Source organism: Pseudomonas sp. JV414 (assembly GCF_032424305.1).
GTDB lineage: Bacteria > Pseudomonadota > Gammaproteobacteria > Pseudomonadales > Pseudomonadaceae > Aquipseudomonas > Aquipseudomonas lini.
The window spans coordinates 59,822-80,635 of the sequence record NZ_VYKC01000017.1 but is presented as its reverse complement, the minus strand read 5'-3'; the positions used below and the strand labels follow the sequence as shown (position 1 = coordinate 80,635).

21 protein-coding genes are annotated in these 20,814 nt (G+C 61.5%); 9 read left to right on the top strand and 12 right to left on the bottom strand.

What is annotated here, in order from left to right:
- Positions 1 to 74: 74 nt before the first annotated feature.
- The 9 genes from F6R97_RS18160 to nrdR all read right to left on the bottom strand — a co-directional run bounded on the left by F6R97_RS18160 (position 75) and on the right by nrdR (position 6,815).
- Positions 75 to 812, bottom strand: a complete 738-nt coding sequence (locus tag F6R97_RS18160) for a substrate-binding periplasmic protein (RefSeq protein ID WP_038981350.1) — start codon at positions 810 to 812, stop codon at positions 75 to 77.
- Between the two features lie 23 nt (positions 813 to 835).
- Positions 836 to 1,339, bottom strand: coding sequence for a phosphatidylglycerophosphatase A (locus F6R97_RS18155; protein ID WP_050681910.1), 504 nt, complete (start codon positions 1,337 to 1,339; stop codon positions 836 to 838).
- On the bottom strand, positions 1,336 to 2,301 hold the full coding sequence (gene thiL, locus F6R97_RS18150; RefSeq protein ID WP_315866894.1) for a thiamine-phosphate kinase: 966 nt from the start codon (positions 2,299 to 2,301) through the stop codon (positions 1,336 to 1,338). The genes F6R97_RS18155 and thiL overlap by 4 nt, the downstream gene beginning before the upstream one ends.
- An 18-nt stretch (positions 2,302 to 2,319) precedes the next feature.
- Positions 2,320 to 2,820 carry a transcription antitermination factor NusB gene (nusB, locus tag F6R97_RS18145; protein WP_038981348.1) on the bottom strand — a complete coding sequence of 167 codons (501 nt, stop codon included), beginning with the start codon at positions 2,818 to 2,820 and terminating at the stop codon, positions 2,320 to 2,322.
- Positions 2,817 to 3,293 (bottom strand): 6,7-dimethyl-8-ribityllumazine synthase, encoded by a 477-nt coding sequence (gene ribE, locus F6R97_RS18140; protein WP_003228649.1) that lies wholly within the window; start codon positions 3,291 to 3,293, stop codon positions 2,817 to 2,819. Before ribE ends, nusB begins: the two co-directional genes overlap by 4 nt.
- A gap of 91 nt (positions 3,294 to 3,384) precedes the next feature.
- Positions 3,385 to 4,476: a bifunctional 3,4-dihydroxy-2-butanone-4-phosphate synthase/GTP cyclohydrolase II gene (gene ribBA / locus F6R97_RS18135; RefSeq protein WP_038981347.1), complete on the bottom strand. Its 1,092-nt coding sequence runs from the start codon at positions 4,474 to 4,476 to the stop codon at positions 3,385 to 3,387.
- Between the two features lie 31 nt (positions 4,477 to 4,507).
- A complete protein-coding gene (locus F6R97_RS18130; RefSeq protein WP_050681909.1) occupies positions 4,508 to 5,173 on the bottom strand; it encodes a riboflavin synthase in 666 nt (221 codons plus the stop codon).
- A gap of 47 nt (positions 5,174 to 5,220) precedes the next feature.
- Positions 5,221 to 6,354: a bifunctional diaminohydroxyphosphoribosylaminopyrimidine deaminase/5-amino-6-(5-phosphoribosylamino)uracil reductase RibD gene (gene ribD, locus F6R97_RS18125; protein WP_217858196.1), complete on the bottom strand. Its 1,134-nt coding sequence runs from the start codon at positions 6,352 to 6,354 to the stop codon at positions 5,221 to 5,223.
- Positions 6,351 to 6,815 (bottom strand): transcriptional regulator NrdR, encoded by a 465-nt coding sequence (gene nrdR, locus F6R97_RS18120; RefSeq protein WP_007906838.1) that lies wholly within the window; start codon positions 6,813 to 6,815, stop codon positions 6,351 to 6,353. Before nrdR ends, ribD begins: the two co-directional genes overlap by 4 nt.
- A 117-nt stretch (positions 6,816 to 6,932) precedes the next feature.
- Between nrdR and F6R97_RS18115 the strand changes: the two genes are divergently transcribed.
- The 3 genes from F6R97_RS18115 to trxA all read left to right on the top strand — a co-directional run bounded on the left by F6R97_RS18115 (position 6,933) and on the right by trxA (position 9,098).
- Positions 6,933 to 7,397, top strand: a complete 465-nt coding sequence (locus F6R97_RS18115; RefSeq protein ID WP_315866893.1) for a hypothetical protein — start codon at positions 6,933 to 6,935, stop codon at positions 7,395 to 7,397.
- The gene (locus F6R97_RS18110) at positions 7,394 to 8,050 is read left to right on the top strand and encodes a class I SAM-dependent methyltransferase (protein ID WP_315866892.1); all 657 of its coding nucleotides are present in this window, start codon (positions 7,394 to 7,396) and stop codon (positions 8,048 to 8,050) included. Before F6R97_RS18115 ends, F6R97_RS18110 begins: the two co-directional genes overlap by 4 nt.
- A gap of 175 nt (positions 8,051 to 8,225) precedes the next feature.
- The gene (gene trxA / locus F6R97_RS18105; RefSeq protein ID WP_007906841.1) at positions 8,226 to 9,098 is read left to right on the top strand and encodes a thioredoxin; all 873 of its coding nucleotides are present in this window, start codon (positions 8,226 to 8,228) and stop codon (positions 9,096 to 9,098) included.
- Between the two features lie 119 nt (positions 9,099 to 9,217).
- On the opposite strand, the gene F6R97_RS18100 is transcribed toward trxA, so the two are convergent.
- Entirely contained in the window at positions 9,218 to 9,565 is a 348-nt protein-coding gene (locus tag F6R97_RS18100) for a hypothetical protein (protein WP_050681906.1), read from the bottom strand.
- Between the two features lie 135 nt (positions 9,566 to 9,700).
- Here F6R97_RS18100 and F6R97_RS18095 point away from each other — a divergent pair, with 135 nt between their 5' ends.
- The 5 genes from F6R97_RS18095 (at position 9,701) to F6R97_RS18075 (ending at position 13,876) form a co-directional block, all read left to right on the top strand.
- Entirely contained in the window at positions 9,701 to 10,282 is a 582-nt protein-coding gene (locus tag F6R97_RS18095) for a DUF2796 domain-containing protein (RefSeq protein ID WP_050681905.1), read from the top strand.
- 139 nt (positions 10,283 to 10,421) lie between these two features.
- On the top strand, positions 10,422 to 11,132 hold the full coding sequence (locus F6R97_RS18090) for an ABC transporter ATP-binding protein (protein ID WP_050681904.1): 711 nt from the start codon (positions 10,422 to 10,424) through the stop codon (positions 11,130 to 11,132).
- Between the two features lies 1 nt (position 11,133).
- Complete coding sequence (locus F6R97_RS18085; RefSeq protein ID WP_050681903.1) at positions 11,134 to 12,399, top strand: ABC transporter permease; 1,266 nt, start codon at positions 11,134 to 11,136, stop codon at positions 12,397 to 12,399.
- A gap of 11 nt (positions 12,400 to 12,410) precedes the next feature.
- On the top strand, positions 12,411 to 12,929 hold the full coding sequence (locus F6R97_RS18080; protein ID WP_050681918.1) for a DUF3299 domain-containing protein: 519 nt from the start codon (positions 12,411 to 12,413) through the stop codon (positions 12,927 to 12,929).
- Positions 12,930 to 13,177: 248 nt separating this feature from the next.
- Entirely contained in the window at positions 13,178 to 13,876 is a 699-nt protein-coding gene (locus tag F6R97_RS18075) for an OmpW/AlkL family protein (RefSeq protein ID WP_050681902.1), read from the top strand.
- 249 nt (positions 13,877 to 14,125) lie between these two features.
- Here F6R97_RS18075 and F6R97_RS18070 read toward each other — a convergent pair whose 3' ends face one another.
- Positions 14,126 to 15,055 (bottom strand): NAD-dependent epimerase/dehydratase family protein, encoded by a 930-nt coding sequence (locus F6R97_RS18070; protein WP_038981337.1) that lies wholly within the window; start codon positions 15,053 to 15,055, stop codon positions 14,126 to 14,128.
- Positions 15,048 to 15,932, bottom strand: a complete 885-nt coding sequence (locus F6R97_RS18065) for a sugar nucleotide-binding protein (protein ID WP_038981336.1) — start codon at positions 15,930 to 15,932, stop codon at positions 15,048 to 15,050. The genes F6R97_RS18070 and F6R97_RS18065 overlap by 8 nt, the downstream gene beginning before the upstream one ends.
- Positions 15,933 to 16,258: 326 nt before the next feature.
- Here F6R97_RS18065 and F6R97_RS18060 point away from each other — a divergent pair, with 326 nt between their 5' ends.
- Complete coding sequence (locus tag F6R97_RS18060; protein WP_315866891.1) at positions 16,259 to 20,575, top strand: DEAD/DEAH box helicase; 4,317 nt, start codon at positions 16,259 to 16,261, stop codon at positions 20,573 to 20,575.
- The last annotated feature ends 239 nt before the right edge of the window (positions 20,576 to 20,814 follow it).

The following is a 20,814-nucleotide window of genomic DNA, read 5'->3' as shown; positions in this document are numbered from 1 at the left end:
TGAATTATGGGGCATAACGATCAAAATGTTTGATCAAGAGGCCTAGCCAACGACCCTGTGGGAGCGGGCTATGTTCAGTTTGTGCCAAACGGGTACGGCTGCTTCCACTTTGCGAAGATCGGTTTCAACTGGCCGTTTTTTACCAGCACTTCCATGCGCTGATCGAACAACACCATCAATTTGCGGGCATTCGGTGTGTCGGCAAAGCACAGATAAAGCGGCAAATCCACGATGTGCGTGCGGCGAAATTGCGATGGGGCCTTGGCTCGGTTGACGATGGAGTTAACCTCGTCCAGCGCGTCGATGTAGTAATCGATGCGGTTGTGAATCAGCATCGAAAGAATCCCGGTACGCCGCACGATTTCGTTGTAGCTCTGCACATTGGGTAAATAATCCTGGAATTTGTAGCCACGCACCCAAGCCAATCGATAGTTGCCCAGGGTTTGCAGGGTCGGCTCCGGATTGCTGGCCAGACCCAGTGCATAGATCGGATCGGTATCGAAATGCCAGCGCGGATAGAGCACGTCGCTGACTTCATCCCGATAGGCACCGACACAAGCATCCACTTCGCCGCGCTGTGCCAGGCCCGTGGCGCGCGTGTAGGGTTCGGTTCGAATATCCAGTTTGACGCCCGCCGGCTCAAACACTTCGCGCAGCACATCCCACCCCAAACCACGACCATCGGCGTTGGTGAAGTCTTCCCAGGCTTCGCTGGCCAGATGAATCACGGACGGCGTCGTCGGTGCATCCCCCGCCTGGGCGAACGAGCAAAATAGCGCGAAAACAATCAGCAGCAACCCGCGTCGCGCCATCCCCGGTTCTCTCACTTGACGCCTCAGACGAAAAACCACACCAGCCCTTGCATCGCCAACCACGCAAATACGCCTGCCAGCACGTCGTCGAGCATGATCCCGACACCACCGTGCACATTCCGGTCGATCCAGTGAATCGGCCAGGGCTTGAGGATGTCGAAGAAACGGAACATCAGGAACCCCGCCAGCAACCAATACCAGCCTTCCGGTACCAGCCACAGGGTGATCCACATCCCGACCATTTCGTCCCAGACGATGCCTTCGTGGTCGTGCACGCGCAAATCATCGGCGACCTTGCCGCACAGCCAGAAGCCGAACAGCATGGTGATGCCGAGCATCAGCCAATAACCCCAATCGGGCAGCATCTGCCACAACGGAATGAAGGGTAACGCCACTAACGAACCCCAGGTGCCCGGCGCTTTTGGCAGGGTGCCCGAGCCGAAGCCGAACGCCAGGAAATGCCATGGATTGCGCCAGACCGACGGCGGTACGAACTCCGCCGGGACCTGTTTGGGATGATCTGTCACGGTGTCTCCCGAAAATGTTGATAACCCCGGATTGGCGGGGTGATGTCGTGTCCGTCGACATCCAGCAGCGTCACGCCCTGCCCTGCTACGACCCGCCCAAGCACATGGATCGGCCAGCCGTCCGCCAGCAACGATGGCAACTCGGCGGGCGGCAAGGTGAAGGCCAGCACGTAATCGTCACCGCCGCTCAGGGCAGCTTGCTCAGCGCCAGACTGACCGAGGAAGGCCAGCAGCGCCTTCGACAACGGCAGCTTACTGCGCTCTACCTGAACCCCGACTTTCGACGCCAGGGCAATATGACCGCAGTCGGCGAGCAGGCCGTCGGAGATGTCCAGCGCCGCAGTGGCTTTGCCGCGCAACGCCATGCCCAGACCCAGCTGCGGTTGCGGCGACCAGTAATGGGCACGCAACGGATCAGCGATGGCCGCTTCAGCCATCCGCTGGCCGAGCACCAGCGGCAATGCGCCCGCGCCGTTACCCAGCTCACCGCCCACGCAGAGCAAATCGCCCGGCTGTGCGCCGCTGCGGGTCAACGCCAGACCGGCCGGCACCCGACCGAACACGGTCATGGTCAGGCTCAACGGCCCGCGAGTGGTATCGCCACCCACCAGCGCTACACCACAATTTTGCGCCATGAGGTTCAAACCACGGGCGAAGGCTCCCAGCCAATCGGTGGTCACCGTCGGCAAGGTCAGGGCAAGGGTAAAGGCAATGGGAGCGGCGCCCATGGCGGCCAGATCACTGACAGCCACAGCCAGCGAGCGCTGACCGAGCAGAAACGGGTCGCAAGGGTCTGCGAAATGCACACCGGCCACGAGCGTGTCGGTGGAAATCGCCAACTGCTCCCCGGGGGGAACAGCCAGCAAGGCGCAGTCGTCGCCGATCCCGAGGGCAACGCCTTCGCCGCCTTGCGCACAAGGCGCGGCGGCGAAGAAATTGCGGATCAGCTCAAACTCGCCCATCGCAAACTCAAGCGCTGGTTAGCGCTTGAACGCCTTCACTTCAGCTTCACGCAGACGCGGGGCCAGCTTGTCGAGCACACCGTTGACGAACTTGTGGCCGTCGGTGGAACCGAAGACCTTGGCCAGTTCGATACCTTCGTTGATCACAACGCGGTACGGCACATCAACGCGCTCGAGCAGCTCCCAGGTGGACAGGCGCAGAACCGCCAGTTCAACCGGGTCCAGCTCTTCGATGGTGATGTCCAGGCATGGCGCCAGTGCGGCGTCGATCCGGTCCTTCTGAGCCGGAACCCCATGCAGGATTTCACGGAAGTAGGCGCCGTCGACATCACTGAAATCGTTATCGACCCGAAACTGCGCTTCGATCTCGTTCAGCGACTGCTTGGCCATATGCCATTGGTACAGCGCCTGAGTCGCGAGCTGACGGGCTTCGCGACGCTTGACGCTTTTCGATGGCTTGCCGGCATCCGCAGGCTTTGGATCGCGCGGGTTGAAACGATCGCTATCGTCGCTAATCACTTGGCCTCCAACTGCGCCAGCAGGCTGACCATTTCCAGGGCGGACAGGGCAGCTTCAGCACCTTTGTTACCGGCCTTGGTGCCGGAACGTTCGATGGCTTGTTCGATGGAATCAACGGTCAGTACGCCGAAAGCGACCGGCACGCCGAATTCCATGGACACCTGGGCCAGGCCCTTGGTGCATTCGCCAGCCACGTATTCGAAGTGCGGAGTACCGCCACGAATGACTGCGCCCAGGGCGATGATTGCCGCGAACTCGCCCTTCTGAGCGACTTTTTGCGCAACCAGCGGGATTTCGAAGGCGCCAGGCGCACGGATGATGGTGATGTCGCTTTCGCTCACGCCATGGCGAACCAGGGCATCAACTGCACCGCTGACCAGGCTTTCAACGACGAAGCTGTTGAAGCGGCCCACTACCAAAGCGTAGCGGCCTTTAGGGGCGATGAAGGTACCTTCGATGGTCTTCAGGGTCATTCGTTAGATCTCTTAAAGAGCCGGGACGCGTTTTCTACGCGTCCCTCAGTGATGTGTTAACCGCGAATACAGGCCCGCAAATTGCCGGTCATTATTCGGAGGGCACGTATTCTACAACTTCCAGATCGAAACCGGATATCGCATTAAATTTCATCGGCGCACTCATCAGGCGCATTTTGCGCACGCCCAGGTCCCGAAGGATCTGCGAACCGGCACCGACGATGCTGTAGGTGGTCGGTTTTTTCACGGCGCTGTGATCCGCGGTTTCGCGGATATGCGCCAGCAACACGTCGCCATCGAGCGGGTGACCGAGCAACAGCACCACGCCACTGCCAGCCTCGGCAACCGCAGCCATGGCGGCGCGCAGGCTCCAGCGGCCCGGTTGCTTGACCATCAACAGGTCACGCAGCGGGTCCATGTTGTGTACCCGAACCAGCGTCGGCTCTTCGGCGCACACGGTGCCCAGGGTCAGTGCCATATGCACGTCGCCTTCCACCGAATCACGGTAGGTCACCAGGTTGAACTGGCCCAGTTCGCTGTCCAGCGGCTGCTCGGCAATCCGCTGAACGGTACGTTCGTGGATCATCCGGTAGTGAATCAGGTCGGCGATGGTGCCGATCTTGATGTTGTGTTCGGCGGCAAACGCTTCGAGTTCGGCGCGACGGGACATGGTGCCGTCGTCGTTCATCACTTCGCAGATCACACCGCTCGGCTCGAAACCGGCCATGCGCGCCAGGTCGCAGGCAGCTTCGGTGTGGCCGGCGCGGGCCAGCGTACCGCCGGCCTGGGCCATCAGCGGGAAGATGTGGCCGGGGCTGACAATGTCTTCAGCCTTGGCGTCTTTGGCGGCAGCGGCTTGCACCGTGCGCGCACGGTCGGCCGCGGAGATACCGGTGGTCACACCTTCGGCGGCTTCGATGGACACAGTGAACTTGGTGCCGAAACCGGAACCGTTGCGTGGCGCCATCAACGGCAGCTTGAGCAGTTCGCAGCGCTCGCGGCTCATCGGCATGCAGATCAGGCCACGGGCGTGCTTGGCCATGAAGTTGATGTGTTCAGGCTTGCAGCACTCGGCGGCCATGATCAGGTCGCCTTCGTTCTCGCGGTCTTCGTCATCCATGAGGATGACCATCTTGCCTTGGCGGATGTCTTCAACCAGTTCTTCGATGCTATTGAGCGCCACAAGGCACCCCCCTTCTTTCGAAATTTGAGCTTCAGGATTTGAGGTAGCCGTTTTGGGCCAGAAAGCTTTCAGTAATGGTGCTGCCGGAGGTCGGCTCTGCGGCCTTATCGCCCAACAACAGGCGCTCCAGATAACGTGCCAGCAAGTCGACTTCCAGGTTCACCCGGCGACCAGGCTGGTACGACGCCATGATGGTTTCGCTCAGGGTGTGCGGAATGATGGTCAGCAAGAACTCGGCGCCATCGACCGCGTTCACGGTCAAGCTGGTGCCGTCGACGGTGATCGAGCCTTTATGGGCAATGTACTTGGCCAGGTCTTTCGGGGCACGGATGCGAAATTCCACGGCGCGGGCATTTTCGGTGCGGGCAACCACTTCGCCCACGCCATCGACGTGGCCGCTGACTAGATGCCCGCCGAGGCGAGTGGTCGGGGTCAGGGCTTTTTCCAGATTGACCGGGCTGCCACTTTTCAAGTCATTCATTGCGGTGCAGTCGAGGGTTTCGCGACTGACGTCCGCCGCAAAGCCATTGCCCGGCAATTCAACCGCGGTCAAGCACACGCCATTGACGGCAATGCTGTCGCCCAGCTTTACGTCGCTCAGGTCGAGCTTGCCGGTTTCTACGTAAACCCGCACATCTCCGCCTTTTGGGGTCAATGCACGAATACTGCCGATGGATTCGATGATGCCGGTAAACATGGAGTCCTCCTCGAGAACAGAGCCAGCGCTAGAGCAATGGCCGGGAATTATACGCTCGCCGATGGCGCAGGGATGGCAGTGACTCGCCAGTCATCGCCAACCGCACGGATTTCGGTGATTTTGAGCTCGGGCGCGTCTTTCATCTGCGCCAGTGGCCAGTCCAGTAAGGGGCGGGCCGAGGAGCCGAGAAACTTGCCGGCGATGAAGATCTGGAATTCGTCCACCAACCCGAGCTGGGCAAACGCGCCAGCCAGTCGCGGGCCGGCTTCGACTAGCACGTCATTGACGCCACGGTTAGCGAGTTCGACCAGTAACTGATGCAGATCGACCTGGCCATCGTCGCCCGGCACGATCAGGCATTCCGGGCCGTTGGCGTACTGTTCTTCCACCGCGACACACGTGGCGACCAGTGCGGGACCGGCCTTGAAGAACGGTGCATTCAGCGGCACCCGCAGACGACCGTCGATCAGCACGCGAAGCGGCGGGCGGCTCATGGCCAAGGCTGTTTGTTCAGCATCCAGACCTAACTCGTCGGCACGTACGGTCAAGCGCGCATTGTCCGCCAGTACCGTGTCGGCGCCGGTCAGCACCACGCTGGCCTCGGCGCGCAAACGCTGTACCGCCGAACGCGCCGCTGTACCTGTGATCCACTGGCTCTCGCCGCTTTCCATCGCCGTGCGACCGTCGAGGCTCATCGCCAACTTGACCCGCACGAACGGCAAGCCGTGTTCCATGCGTTTGAGGAAGCCTTGATTGAGCTTGCGCGCCTCGCCTTCCAGCACGCCGCTTTCAGTGGCGATACCGGCCTGGGCCAGGCGCTGCAGACCGCGACCGGCGACTTCCGGGTTCGGGTCCTGCATCGCCGCAACGACACGCGCCACACCGGCATTCACCAGCGCATCGGCGCAAGGCGGCGTACGGCCGTGGTGACTGCAAGGTTCGAGGGTCACGTAAGCCGTGGCACCCCGCGCCTTGTCGCCAGCGGCGCGCAGGGCGTGGACTTCGGCGTGCGGTTCGCCGGTGCGCACATGCCAGCCTTCGCCGACAATCTGCCCGTCACGCACCACCACGCAGCCAACACGAGGGTTGGGATGCGTCGTGTAATGACCTTTGCGCGCCAGTTCCAGGGCCCGGGCCATGTAATGCGCGTCGAGGATGGCTTGTTCGGGAGGTGTGGTCATTCTTTCACCGGCTCACGGGCGAGGCGATCGATCTCTTCGCGGAACTCGTTGAGGTCCTGGAAGCGTCGGTACACCGAAGCGAAGCGAATATAGGCGACTTCATCAAGCTTCTTCAGCTCGGCCATCACCAGTTCGCCAACCACGAGGGATTTGACCTCACGTTCGCCGGTGGCGCGCAGCTTGTGTTTGATATGCACCAGCGACGATTCGAGGCGCTCGACACTCACCGGGCGCTTCTCCAGCGCCCGCTGCATACCGGCACGGAGTTTTTCTTCGTCGAACGGCTGGCGACTGCCGTCGGTTTTGATCAGGCGCGGCAACACCAGTTCAGCGGTTTCGAACGTCGTGAAACGTTCGCCGCAGGCCAGGCATTCACGCCGGCGGCGCACCTGTTCGCCCTCGGCGACCAGACGCGAGTCGATGACCTTGGTGTCGTTGGCACCGCAGAAGGGACAGTGCATGGTGGCAGGCAACAAAAAATGGGAGGGCCATGGTAGCGCATCCCCGTGGCAAGACAAGCCATAGGGTTTGCGGTATACAGACTGGCTGTATATGGATTTCGCTTGCTGGAGCCGCCAATGTCTTTACGACCACTCATTTTGCTCAGTCTTTTCAGCCTGTTGGTGGCCTGTGGCAGCGATGCGCCCAAGCCCCAGCCGCCAACGCCCGGCCCTGCACCGCAACAGGCGCAGAAGAAAGCCAGGGCGTCGGCCGAGCTCGGCCCCCTGCCGGCATATCAACGTGAATTGAGCGGCACCCTGCAGGGCGTGCCGGCCGGTGCCGAAGTCGAACTGGCGTTGCTGGTGATCGACGAAAAGGATCGTCCGCAACTACTGCTCGCCAGTTCCAACCTGATCGGCACCAATCAAGTGTTGCCGTTTCGTCTGCGTTTCAACCCCGAGTCCTTTCCGGTCGGTGCCCGCGTTGAGCTTCGTGGCCGCGCCAGCCAGTCCGGGCAGTTGATTCTGCATCTGCCAGCGCAAATGATCACACAGCCAACCACCCAGGCATTGGGTCAGCTGCAATTCGTCAAAGCGCCATGATTGCACCGCTCGACCTGCAACAGGCGTTAAGTGAACTGCTCGGCGATGCACAGCTTGTAGCCTGTGAGTTACCAGACACCGAGCTGAAACTCTGGCTGATCGACGGCGACAACATGGACCGTGCCTTCAGCCCGGAAGAAACCCGACGGATTCTCCACGAGCCGCCGTACTGGAGTTTCTGCTGGGCCAGTGGGCTGGCCGTGGCGCGTTATCTCGCCGAGCACCCGCAATGGGTCGAAGGTAAGCGGGTGCTGGATTTCGGCGCCGGCTCTGGGGTCGCCGGGATTGCGGCGGTGAAAGCCGGGGCACTGGAAGTGGTGGCCTGTGACCTGGACCCGCTGGCGATTGCCGCGTGTCGGGCGAATGCCGAACTCAATGGCGTGCAACTCAGTTACTCGACGGACTTTTTCGCCGAGGCCGATCGGTTCGATCTGATTCTGGTGGCCGATGTGTTGTACGACCGGGCGAATCTGCCGTTGCTCGATGAATTTCTTAGCCGTGGCCGGGAAGCGTTGGTGGCGGATTCGCGGGTGAGGGATTTTCGCCATCCGTTGTATCAGCGCATTGAAATGCTGGAAGCGATGACGTTGCCGGATCTGGCCGAGCCCGAAGAGTTTCGGTATGTGAGCCTCTACCACGCCACCCGAGCTTGATCGTTCCCACGCTCTGCGTGGGAATGCAGCCCGGGACGCTCCGCGTCCCAAAGCGGACGCAGAGCGTCCATTGAGGCATTCCCACGCAGAGCGTGGGAACGATCAACGTTACGACTTTCAGCTGCCCCCCGCCAAGCCTTATAGTGACCACATCCACGCTTTTACGAGATCCCCCATGAGTCAGGAAACGCCGTACATTTTCGACGCCACGACTGCCGATTTCGACCAGTCGGTGATCGAGAACTCTTTTCACAAACCGGTGCTGGTGGATTTCTGGGCCGAATGGTGTGCGCCATGCAAGGCCTTGATGCCGATGCTGCAAACCATCGCCGAGAGCTATCAGGGCGAGTTGCTGCTGGCCAAGGTCAACTGCGACATCGAGCAGGACATTGTTGCGCGCTTCGGCATTCGCAGCCTGCCGACGGTGGTGCTGTTCAAGGACGGTCAGCCGGTGGACGGTTTTGCCGGTGCGCAACCGGAATCGGCTGTGCGCACGATGCTCGAACCCCACGTGCAAATGCCGCCGCCCGCTGCGGCCGACCCGTTCGAACAGGCTCAGGCGCTGTTCGATGACGGCCGTTACGCCGACGCCGAAGCCACCCTCAAAGTACTGCTGGCTGAAGACAACACCAATGCCAAAGCGCTGATCCTCTACGCCCGCTGCCTGACTGAGCGCGGCGAGCTGGGTGAAGCGCAAATCGTGCTCGACGCGGTCAAGACCGATGAGCACAAGGCTGCGTTGGCCGGCGCCAAGGCGCAGATCCAGTTCCTCGGTCAGGCCAGGGATTTGCCGGACGCGGCAGACCTGAAAGCACGTCTGGCGAAAAATCCGCAGGACGATGAGGCGGTCTATCAACTGGCGATCCAGCAATTGGCCCGTCAGCAATACGACGCTGCGCTGGATGCCTTGCTGAAACTGTTCATCCGCAATCGCAGCTACAGCGAAGGCTTACCGCACAAGACCTTGCTGCAAGTGTTCGAATTGCTGGGCAACGATCACCCGCTGGTGACCACGTACCGTCGCAAGTTGTTTGCTGCGCTTTATTAAAATCAAAAGATCGCAGCCTTCGGCAGCTCCTACAGGGGAAATACAAATCCCGCGTAGGAGCTGCCGCAGGCTGCGATCTTTTTTGCGGCTTACTCGATCCAGCCGTGTGAACCCGATTCCTACGCTGGCTTGCGCCAGCTGTACAGCGGCGTATCCCCGCCGCTCACCACTTTGACGTTTGCGCAGTGGCGCAAGCGCACCAACAAGCGCTTGCCCGCCGCTGCGCTGCCGGTCAGCCCTTCCAGCTGCTCCAGCAGATCCGGCCCGCTCAATTGCCCGGCCTTGCGCAGCAACTCTTGGGCTATCTGCCACAGCGCATCGTCCTGATTCACCGGTTTGGCGGGCGCCGCACTCGCCTCGGGTTTTGCTGCCTGCAACTGCGCACCAAGCTGCGCCCAGTCGCCCTCATCCAGTTCCAGGGTCAAATCCACCGGCCAGTCGCCGATGCTTCCGCGTATTCGCAACATAAGTCTGCTCCTGCACATACCTGACTCGCATGCTCCCATGGGTCTTGCGCTACGCCAAGCAGACGGTCAAACTCTCCGCACTTTCGTTATAAGATCACATAACAATTTTTACATTTTACTTTTCGGAGACCCGTCATGCGCCGTCTGCTGCTCGCTTTGCCGTTTGCCTTGTTGCCGCTGGCTGTCGCCCATGCGGCGGTCGAGCATGATCACGATCATGATGAACATGGCAGCCTCAGCGCCCACGAACACGGCGTCGGTCGCCTGAACGCGGCGTTGGATGGCCAGACTCTGGAGCTGGAGCTGGAAAGCCCGGCGATGAACCTGGTGGGCTTCGAACACGCCGCCACCACCGACGCCGACAAGGCCAAAGTCGCCGCCGTCCGCGCGCAGCTGGAAAAACCACTGGTGCTGTTCAACCTGCCGAAAGCCGCCGGTTGCGTGGTCGCGACTCAGGAACTGGAAAGCCCGTTGTTCGGTGACGACGAAGATGATCACGAGGCGGCCAAGGACGGTCATGAACATCACCATGACCACAGCGAAATCCACGCCCATTACCAATTGAGCTGCTCGGCCCCGGGCGCGCTGAAGACCCTGGACCTGGCGAATATCTTCAACACATTCCCGGCCACCCAGAAGATTCAGGTACAACTGATCAGCCCGAGCGGGCAGCAAGGGGTTGAAGTGACGGCCAAGGCTGCTGCCCTCAAGTTCTAAACCCACCCCGATCCCCTGTAGGAGCTGTCGAGTGCAACGAGGCTGCGATCTTTTGACTTTAAAGATCAAGATCAAAAGATCGCAGCCTCGTTGCACTCGACAGCTCCTACAGGTCATCAGCACTCATGAAACCGGTTAAATGACCCAAGCACTCATCGAACTGTCCGACCTGGGCTTCAGTTGGCCCGGTCATCCGCCGCTGCTGGACATCCCGGCGTTTCGCCTCATGCCAGGTGAAACCCTGTTCCTCAAAGGCCCCAGCGGCAGCGGCAAGACCACCCTGCTGGGCCTGCTCGGTGGCGTGCAAAAGCCTGATCACGGCAGCATTCGCCTGCTCGGCCAGGAGCTGACCGAGCTCTCTGCCGGCGCCCGCGATCACTTCCGCGTCGATCACACCGGCTATATCTTCCAGCAGTTCAACTTGCTGCCGTTCCTCTCGGTGCGCGAGAACGTTGAGCTGCCCTGCCACTTCTCCAAGCTGCGTGCCGAACGGGCGATCCAGCGCCACGGCAGCGTCGATCAGGCCGCGGCCACCCTGCTCGCCCACTTGGGTCTGAAGGATGAAAACATCCTCAGCCGCCGTGCCGATTCGCTGTCCATCGGCCAGCAGCAACGGGTCGCTGCCGCACGCGCGCTGATCGGCCAACCGGAACTGGTGATCGCCGACGAACCGACCTCGGCGTTGGACTACGACGCCCGCGAGAACTTCATTCGCCTGCTGTTCGCCGAATGCCGCGAAGCCGGGTCGAGTCTGTTGTTTGTCAGCCATGACCAGAGCCTAGCGCCGCTGTTCGATCGCCACCTGTCGCTGGCCGATCTCAATCGCGCCGCCACCCCGTCCGAGGTCTGAGATGTATTTGTTTCGTCTAGCCATGGCCAGTCTGGCTAACCGTCGCTTCACCGCGATCCTCACCGCGTTCGCCATCGCCCTGTCGGTCTGCCTGTTGCTGGCCGTGGAGCGGGTGCGCACCGAAGCCAAGGCCAGTTTCGCCAGCACCATCAGCGGCACCGACCTGATCGTCGGCGCACGTTCCGGCTCGGTGAACCTGCTGTTGTATTCGGTGTTCCGCATCGGCAACGCCACCAACAACATCCGCTGGGACAGCTTTGAACATTTCGCCAACAACCCGAAAGTGAAGTGGGCGATCCCGATGTCCCTCGGCGATTCCCATCGCGGATATCGGGTGATGGGCACCACCGAGGCGTACTTCGAGCACTACCAGTACGGCCATCAACAGCACCTCGAACTGGCCGACGGCCGCGCCTTCGCCAGCGATCCGTTCGAAGTGGTGCTCGGCGCCGAAGTGGCCGATGCGTTGCATTACAAGCTCGGCGACAAACTGGTGCTGGCCCATGGCGTGGCGGTGATCAGCCTGGTCAAGCACGATGACAAACCGTTCACCGTGGTCGGCATCCTCAAACGCACCGGCACCCCGGTGGACCGCACGCTGCACATCAGCCTTGGCGGGATGGAAGCCATCCACGTCGACTGGCACAACGGCGTGCCGGCACGCGGTAACGGCCGGATCAGTGCCGATCAGGCGCGCAACATGGACCTGACGCCGCAAGCGATCACTGCGTTCATGCTCGGCCTCAACAGCAAGATTTCGACGTTTGCGCTGCAACGGGAGATCAACGAATTCCGTGGCGAACCGATGCTGGCGATCCTGCCGGGTGTGGCATTGCAAGAGCTGTGGAGTTTGATGAGCACGGCGGAAAAAGCCTTGTTCGTCGTCTCGCTGTTCGTGGTCCTGACCGGGTTGATCGGCATGCTCACGGCGATCCTCACCAGCCTCAATGAGCGGCGCCGCGAGATGGCGATTCTGCGTTCGGTCGGCGCTCGGCCGTGGCACATCGCGACCTTGTTAGTGCTGGAAGCCTTTGCCCTGGCGTTGTCCGGAGTGATTGCCGGCGTCGCGCTGCTGTATGTGTGCATCGCCCTGGCACAAGGTTACGTGCAGGCGAATTACGGCTTGTACTTGCCCCTGGCCTGGCCGAGCGAATATGAATGGACGCTGCTCGGTGGCATCCTGATCGCCGCGCTGCTGATGGGCAGCGTGCCGGCCTGGCGCGCTTATCGCCAATCCTTGGCCGATGGCCTGTCGATCCGACTATGAGGACATTAATGATGCCCCGCGCTGTGCTTGCGCTATTGATGCTGGTTGCCCTTCCGCTGTGGGCGGCCGAGCCGAAAGACCTGACCTGGTCGGAAATGATCCCGCCGGATGCTGCGCCAGAAGTGCCGAACATGACGCCGCTGCATGACCTGTCGAAGATGAGCGACGCGTTGTCCGCGGAGTCAGCCCCGGCCGTCAAGCAGGACATGCCGAACGCGCCAGTGGTGAAGAGCCTCGACGGCAAGAATATTCGTTTGCCGGGGTACATCGTGCCGCTGGAAGTCAGTGAAGAAGGCCGCACCACGGAGTTTCTGCTGGTACCGTATTTCGGCGCCTGCATCCACGTTCCGCCTCCTCCGTCGAACCAGATCGTGCATGTCAAAAGCGAAGTCGGCGTGAAGCTTGATGAGCTGTACCAGCCTTACTGGATCGAAGGTGCGTTGCAGGTCAAGGCATCCACCAGCGAGTTGGCGGATGCCGGGTATCAGATGGAGGCGGACAAGATTTATGTGTATGAATTGCCGGAGTGATCCGGGAGTTCTGTGTTGTCTGTTCAATCGCCATCGCGGGCAAGCCCGCTCCCACAGTGTTCTCTGTTATTCACAAATATTGCATTCACAGAAGATCCCTGTGGGAGCGGGCTTGCCCGCGATGAGGCCATCAAAGACTCCACCAAAAAACCGCCTATCACTGTTTCATTGAGCTGAATCAAAAGACCGTATCAGTTGGATCCCTACCATTGGACATCGAACATTTTTAACGTCCTTTGGAGCCCCCCATGCACAAGTCCTTGCTCTGCGCTTCGCTGTTCGCCCTCGCGCTCGCAGCCCCGCTCGCCCATGCTCACACCGCCGGTGACATCATCGTTCGGGCCGGTGCGATCACCGTCAACCCGGATGCCGACAGCTCCAGCGTCAAGGTCGATCAAGGCCCGCTGAAGGGCGCCGACCTGGGTGGCAAGGCCACCATGAGCAGCGACACGCAACTGGGCCTGAACTTCGCCTACATGATCACCAATAACCTGGGGATCGAATTGCTCGCGGCCTCGCCGTTCGAGCATGACGTGAAGCTCAAAGGCACCGCCCTCGGCGCGGCCAATGGCAAACTCGGTACGCTGAAACACCTGCCGCCAACCCTGAGCCTGGTCTACTACCCGCTGGACGCCAAGTCCGCGTTCCAGCCGTACATCGGCGGCGGTATCAACTACACCTGGATCTACGACGAGCACGTCGGCAGCGAAGCCGCCGCTAACGGCTTCAGCAACTTCAAGGCAGAAAACTCCTGGGGTCTGGCCTGGCAGATCGGTGCCGACTACATGCTGACCGACAACGTAATGATCAACGCCCAAGTACGTTACATCGACATCGACACCACCGCGACCGTGGAAAACAACGCCGTCGCACCGGGCACCCGGGCCAAGGTCGACGTTGATGTGGACCCGTTCATTTACATGGTTGGTTTGGGTTACAAGTTTTAAGCAATCCACCGCTGTAATGGCGAAAGCGATTCCTGTGGCGAGGGGGCTTGCCCCCGTTGGGTTGCGAAGTAACCCCCAAATCTACGAGCGCATTTCGCCTGACATACCTCATTGTCCGGATAGCGCCTGCTGCGCAGTCGAACGGGGGCAAGCCCCCTCGCCACAGGGGTCTGCATTGGCCCTGAAAGTGATATCCGACCCACAAAAAAGGCGCCTTCAAAGGCGCCTTTTTCATGGCCGTACAAAATGTCAGCGTCCCAGCAATCGCGCCAGACCAACACTCATCGGTGTCTGCTCCGGGTAGGTAAACCGCTCCAGCAAACGCCGGTTGTTCGCGCGTGAATGGCGGATGTCACCGGAGCGTGCCGGGCCGTAGCTCACGGGCGGCAGCTTGCCGACCACCGCTTCAAGGGCTGCAAGCATTTGCTTGAGGGTCGTCGCCTGATTCCAGCCAACATTCACCGCACCGACTTCGACCTGCGGTTTCTCGATGGCTTGCACCAACACGTCCACCAGGTCCTCGACGTAGACAAAATCCCGAGTCTGCTCGCCATCGCCGAACACGGTGATCGGCAAGCCTTTCTGTGCACGCTCGCTGAAAATGCTGATCACCCCGGAATACGGCGAGGACGGATCCTGGCGCGGGCCGAAGATGTTGAAGAAACGAAAAACCACCGGCTCCAGAGCATGCTGGCGACGATAGAAATCGAAGTAATGTTCGCTCGCCAACTTGTCTGCCGCGTACGGCGTCAACGGTGCCTTGGGCGTGTCTTCGTCGATCGACTCGCCTTCGCCATTGTTGCCATAGACCGCTGCGCTGGACGCGTACAGCACCCGTTTGACGCCAGTCTGACGCATGGCTTCGCAGACATTCAGCGAGCCGATGAAATTGCTCTGATGGGTCTTCACCGGGTCATCCACCGAGGCCTGCACCGAAGCCACCGCAGCCAGATGCGCTACCGCGCTGCAACCGGCCATCGCACGCGCCACCAGTGCGGCATCGGCGACGTCGCCCACGATCAGTTCGATGAGGGGATTGTCCAGCGGCAGGTTGCTGCGTTTGCCGGTGGAGAGGTCATCGAGAATGCGCACCGAGTGCCCCTTGGCGAGCAAGGCGTCGGTCAGGTGCGAGCCGATGAAACCGGCGCCGCCGGTGATTAAAACAGGGCCGTCAGCCATGGCGATAAAACCTATCCAGTAAGCCCGGGAGTGCCGCGCGCCAGGCGCGGGGCTTGATCCCGAAAGTGTGCAGAATTTTCTTGCAGGCCAGCACTGCGTGTTGCGGTTCTTCGGCGGCGTCGGGCCGCGCGGCGTGAGCCTGGGCGGTCGGCGCTTCGATGGCCAACGGGTGCAGGGCGCGTGCTTCGGTAAGGATAGCCTGCCCCAGTGCCAGCGGCGTGGTCGCCTCATGCCCGGCGTAGTGGTAAGTGCCCCATAGCGGCGCGGAGCAATCGAGTTGCTTGAGCACCGAAATGATCACCCGGGCAGCATCGTCCACCGGCGTCGGATTGCCGCGACGATCATCGGCCATCAGCAGTTCTTCAGCTTTCTCGGCCCGGTTCAGGAATCGCCCGAGGGTGCCGTCGGGGCTGTCATCGAGCAGCCAGCCGAAACGCAGCAGCACGTGCTGCGGACAGGTGGCGCGTACGCTTTGCTCGATTCGCCACAAGGCCTGACCGCGCAGGCCCAGCGGTACCGGTTCGTCTTTTTCGCTGTAAGCGGTCGCCCGGGAGCCATCGAACACGCGATAACTCGACGGTTGCAGCAGCACAATGTTGTGATGCTGGCACAACTCGGCCAGCCGCTCGATGGCTCGCTCCTGCCCGGCCAGACGCTGTTCGCTGACGGTTTCCGCCTGGAACCAGTCAAAGTAATAGGCGAGATTGATCAACGCATCCGGACGGGTATCGTCGAGCAGTTGCGTCAGGCTCGCGGCGTCCCAGCCGTCTTGCGGTGGGCGGGGGGCGAGGAAACCGATGTCTTCCTCCGCACCGAGGCGAATCAGCGCCTGCCCAAGGGCATTTCCGCCGCCCAGTAACATAAGGCGCATTCGCATAGAGTCAGCAGGCCCAGTCTGATTGGAACGATGGCTTTATCGACAGCGCCCGCAGGCGATGTCCTCAATAATTGCCGGAATCGTTGCATTTTGCGGGTTTAGTGCGCAACCGTCATCCGTAAAGTGTAGATCCCCGGGATTTGTGGTGCTGCTACTGGCCTCTTCGCGGGCAAGCCTCGCTCCCACAGGGATCTTCTGTGAATGCAATATTTGTGAACAACAGAGAACTCTGTGGGAGCGGGCTTGCCCGCGATAGGGCCCTAAAGGCCGGCAAAGGTCGTGAGCGGTACTTGCATCTTCCCCGACTCGCCCGCATAAATCAGGACATGAATCTGCCCATCCCCACGAACGCTGCACTGGCAGGCTTTCACCCCGCCGTCAGCGCCTGGTTCAGCAACACCTTCCCAGCGGCCACCGCCGCCCAGGCCCGGGCGTGGCCGTTGATCCGCCAGCGCCGTTCGACCCTGATCGCCGCGCCCACCGGTTCCGGCAAGACCCTCACCGCGTTTCTGGCGGTGCTCGACGATCTGGTCCATCGTGGCCTGGAGAGCCCGGATGGCCTGCCGGACGAAACCCTGGTGGTCTACGTTTCGCCGCTCAAGGCGCTGTCCAACGACATCCAGATCAACCTGCAAAACCCGCTGGCCGGCATCACCGAACAGTTGCGGGTGATGGGCCTGCCCGATGTGCCAATCAGCACTGCCGTGCGCACCGGTGATACGCCGCAAAAAGAGCGTTCGGCCATGCGCAAAACCGCGCCGCACATTCTGGTGACCACCCCGGAATCCCTATACGTGCTGCTCGGCTCCGATTCCGGCAGGCAAATGCTCGGCACCACCCACACGGTGATCGTCGACGAAATCCACGCCATTGCCGCCAGCAAACGCGGTAGCCACCTGGCCCTGAGCCTGGAGCGCTTGCAGGCACTCTGCTCCCAACCGCTGGTGCGTATCGGCCTGTCCGCCACGCAGAAACCCATTGAAGCGGTCTCGCGCTTTCTGGTCGGCCGTGATCGCGACTGCGAAATCATCGACATCGGCCACGCCCGTCCACGGGATCTCGATATAGAGGTGCCGCCCGTGCCGTTGTCGGCGGTAATGGCCAACGACGTCTGGGAACTGGTCTATGACCGACTCGCCGCCCTCGCCCGTGAACACCGGACCACGCTGATTTTCGTCAACACCCGGCGCCTGGCCGAACGCCTGAGTCGGCACTTGAGCGAACGCCTCGGCAAGGATGCGGTAGCGGCCCACCATGGCAGCCTGGCCAAAGAGTTTCGCCTGGATGCAGAACAACGGCTCAAGCGCGGCGAGCTGCAAGTGCTGATCGCCACTGCTTCGCTGGAATTGGGGATCGATATCGGCGACGTCGACCTGGTGTGCCAGATCGCTTCACCACGCTCGATTGCCGGGTTTCTGCAACGGGTTGGCCGCTCCGGGCACCAGGTCGGCGGCACGCCCAAGGGCCGGTTATTCGCCACCACCCGCGACGACCTGATCGAATGCGCCGCCCTGCTCGATTGCGTCCGCCGTGGCGAACTCGACACGTTGCTGATCCCCGAAGCGCCGCTGGACGTGCTGGCCCAGCAGATCGTCGCCGAGGTCAGCTGCCAGGAATGGCAGGAACAGGCGCTGCTGGAAATGCTGCGCAACGCCTCGCCGTACGCCACGCTCGACGAAAAGCACTATCAGGCACTGCTGCAAATGCTCGCCGAGGGTTACAGCGGTCGCCTGGGTATTCGTAGCGCTTACCTGCACCGGGACGCCGTAAGCCACACTCTGCGCGGCCGTCGAGGCGCCAAGCTGACCGCCGTGACCAGCGGCGGGACGATTCCCGACAACGCCGACTACAGCGTTCTGCTGGAGCCTCAAGGGCTGAACATCGGCAGCGTCAACGAAGACTTCGCGGTGGAAAGCATTGCCGGGGATATCTTTCAGCTGGGCAATACGTCGTATCGAATCCTGCGGGTCGAAACCGGCAAGGTCCGGGTCGAAGACGCTCAGGGTCAACCGCCGACCATTCCGTTCTGGCTCGGTGAAGCACCCGGGCGCAGTGATGAGCTGTCGTTCGCCGTGGCCCGCCTGCAAGCGCAACTCGATGAGCGGCTCGGTGCCACACCCGGCAACTTGCAGCCAGCCGTCGACTGGCTGACCGACACCCTCGGCCTGAACCTCGCCAGCGCCGAGCAACTGGTGGATTACCTGGCCCGGGCACGCCAGACCCTCGGCGCCTTGCCATCGCAAGACACGCTGCTGATGGAGCGGTTTTTCGACGAGTCCGGCGGTACGCAGCTGATCATCCATTCGCCGTTCGGCAGCCGCATCAACCGCGCCTGGGGCCTGGCCCTGCGCAAGCGTTTCTGCCGCACGTTCAACTTTGAATTGCAGGCCGCCGCCAGCGAGGACGCCATCGTGCTGTCGCTGTCCACCGGTCATAGCTTCGAGCTGGACGAGGTCTGGCGTCATCTGCACAGCAACAGTGCCGAACATATTCTGATTCAAGCAGTGCTCGAGGCGCCGCTGTTCGGCGTGCGCTGGCGCTGGAACGCCGGGGTCGCCCTGGCGCTGCCGCGTTACAGCGGCGGACGCAAAGTACCACCGCAGATTCAGCGGATGAAAAGCGAAGACCTGATCGCCAGCGTATTTCCCGATCAAATCGCCTGTGTGGAAAACCTCGCCGGCGAGCGCGAGATTCCCGACCATCCGCTGGTGGAACAAACCCTCGACGATTGCCTGCACGAAGCGATGGACAGCGAAGGCTGGCTGGCGTTGTTGCGGCGCATGGAACAGGGCGACATCCGCCTGATCAGCCGCGATTTGCCGGCGCCCTCGCCACTGGCGGCGGAGATTCTCAGCGCCCGCCCCTACACCTTTCTCGACGATGCGCCGCTGGAAGAGCGGCGCACTCAGGCAGTGCTCAGCCGCCGCTGGAGCGATCCGCAATCCACCGATGATCTCGGTGCGCTGGACGCCGAGGCGATTGCCGCGGTGCGTGATGAAGCCTGGCCAACGCCAACCGGCATTGATGAAATGCATGAAGCGCTGATGAGCCTGGCGTGCATCGCCGACGCCGAGGCCCAGGCCAACCCGAATTGGCTCGATTGGCTGAATGCCTTGGCCGACAGTGGCCGGGCCAGCCGTTTGCAGATCAACGCCGAGCAATCGCTGTGGTTGGCGCTGGAACGACTGACCTGCCTGCGAGCGATTTATCCACAAGCCATATTGGTTCCACCGTTGGAGGCATTGCCCGGTTTCGATGAAACCTGGGAGCCGGACGAAGCAGTGCTGGAACTGATTCGTGCACGGCTCAGCGCGTTTGGTCCGTTGCTGCTAAAGGCGATTGCCGAGCCGCTTGGATTACCGGCGATTCAAGTCACTCAGGCTTTGGCGCAACTGGAGCGCGAAGGCTATGTACTGCGCGGGCAATTCACCCCAGGCGCCCCTGATGAAGAATGGTGTGAACGGCATCTGCTGGCGCGGATTCATCGGTATACGGTCAAGCGTCTGCGACGGGAAATCGAGCCGGTGGCGTTGCAGGATTTCATGCGATTCCTGTTCGACTGGCAGCATCTTTCCACCGCGAGCCAAGGCCAGGGCCGCGCGGTGTTACCGGCGATCATCAGCCAGTTCGAAGGCTACCCCGCCGCCGCGTCAGCGTGGGACAGCGACATTCTGCCGGCGCGTCTCAAAGACTATTCGGCGAGTTGGCTGGATGAGTTGTGCCGCAGCGGCAAACTGGTCTGGACCCGTCTGACCGCGCGCAACAAGAGCGCCAGCACGGCATTGCGCAGCACGCCGATTCTATTGCTGCCGCGCAGTCAGGTCGGGTTGTGGAGCGGCTTGACCGAGCAGACGCCAGTCAGCGAACTGTCGCCCAAAACACAAAAAGTCCATGAAGCGCTCAGTCAGCACGGCGCACTGTTTTTCGATGAGCTGATTCATGAAGCCCATCTGCTGCGCTCGGAACTGGAAATCGCCTTGCAGGAACTGGTCGGTGCCGGGCTGGTTAACGCCGACAGCTTCGCCGGCTTGCGCGCGCTGATTACCCCGGCCAGCAAACGCCAGAATCGCAGCAGCCGACGTGGGCGCGGAGCGTTTGTCGGCGGCATGGACGATGCCGGACGCTGGGCGTTGCTGCGCCGCGGTGCTGCCGCCCCAGTTGTGGATAAGCAACGACCGGCGCCCACACCCAGCGAATCCCTGGAACACATCGCCATGACCTTGCTGCGCCGTTACGGCGTGGTGTTCTGGCGCTTGCTGGAGCGTGAGGCGGACTGGTTGCCGAGTTGGCGGGAATTGCTGCGCACGTTCCATCGGCTCGAGGCCCGGGGCGAGATTCGTGGCGGGCGGTTTGTCAGTGGTCTGGCGGGGGAGCAATTTGCGTTACCCGAGGCGATTCCATTGCTGCGCGAAGTCAGGCGGCGACCGCATGATGGAAGTCTGATCGCGGTGTGCGGGGTGGATCCGCTGAACCTTGCCGGCACCTTGTTGCCAGGCGCGAAAGTGCCGGCGCTGGCGAGCAATCGACTGGTGTATCGCGACGGTTTACCGGCCGCCGCCGAGATCGCCGGCAAGCAGCAGTTCTGGCTGGAGCTGGATCAGCAGGCCAGTACCGAGGTCCGAAACAAACTGATCCGGCATTGATGTGGTCTGGAACGGCCCCATCGCGGGCAAGCCCGCTCCCACAGGGATCTTCTGTGAATGCAATATTTGTGAACAACAAAAAACACTGTGGGAGCGGGCTTGCCCGCGATGGCGGTCTAACCGTCGACATCAATGTTGAATGTTCTGGCCTCATCGCGAGCATGCCCGCACACATTTGATTTGTGGTGTTTTTGAGTTTTACCGTCCGTAGCCCCGTCGAAACTTTCTCGCACGCCCGA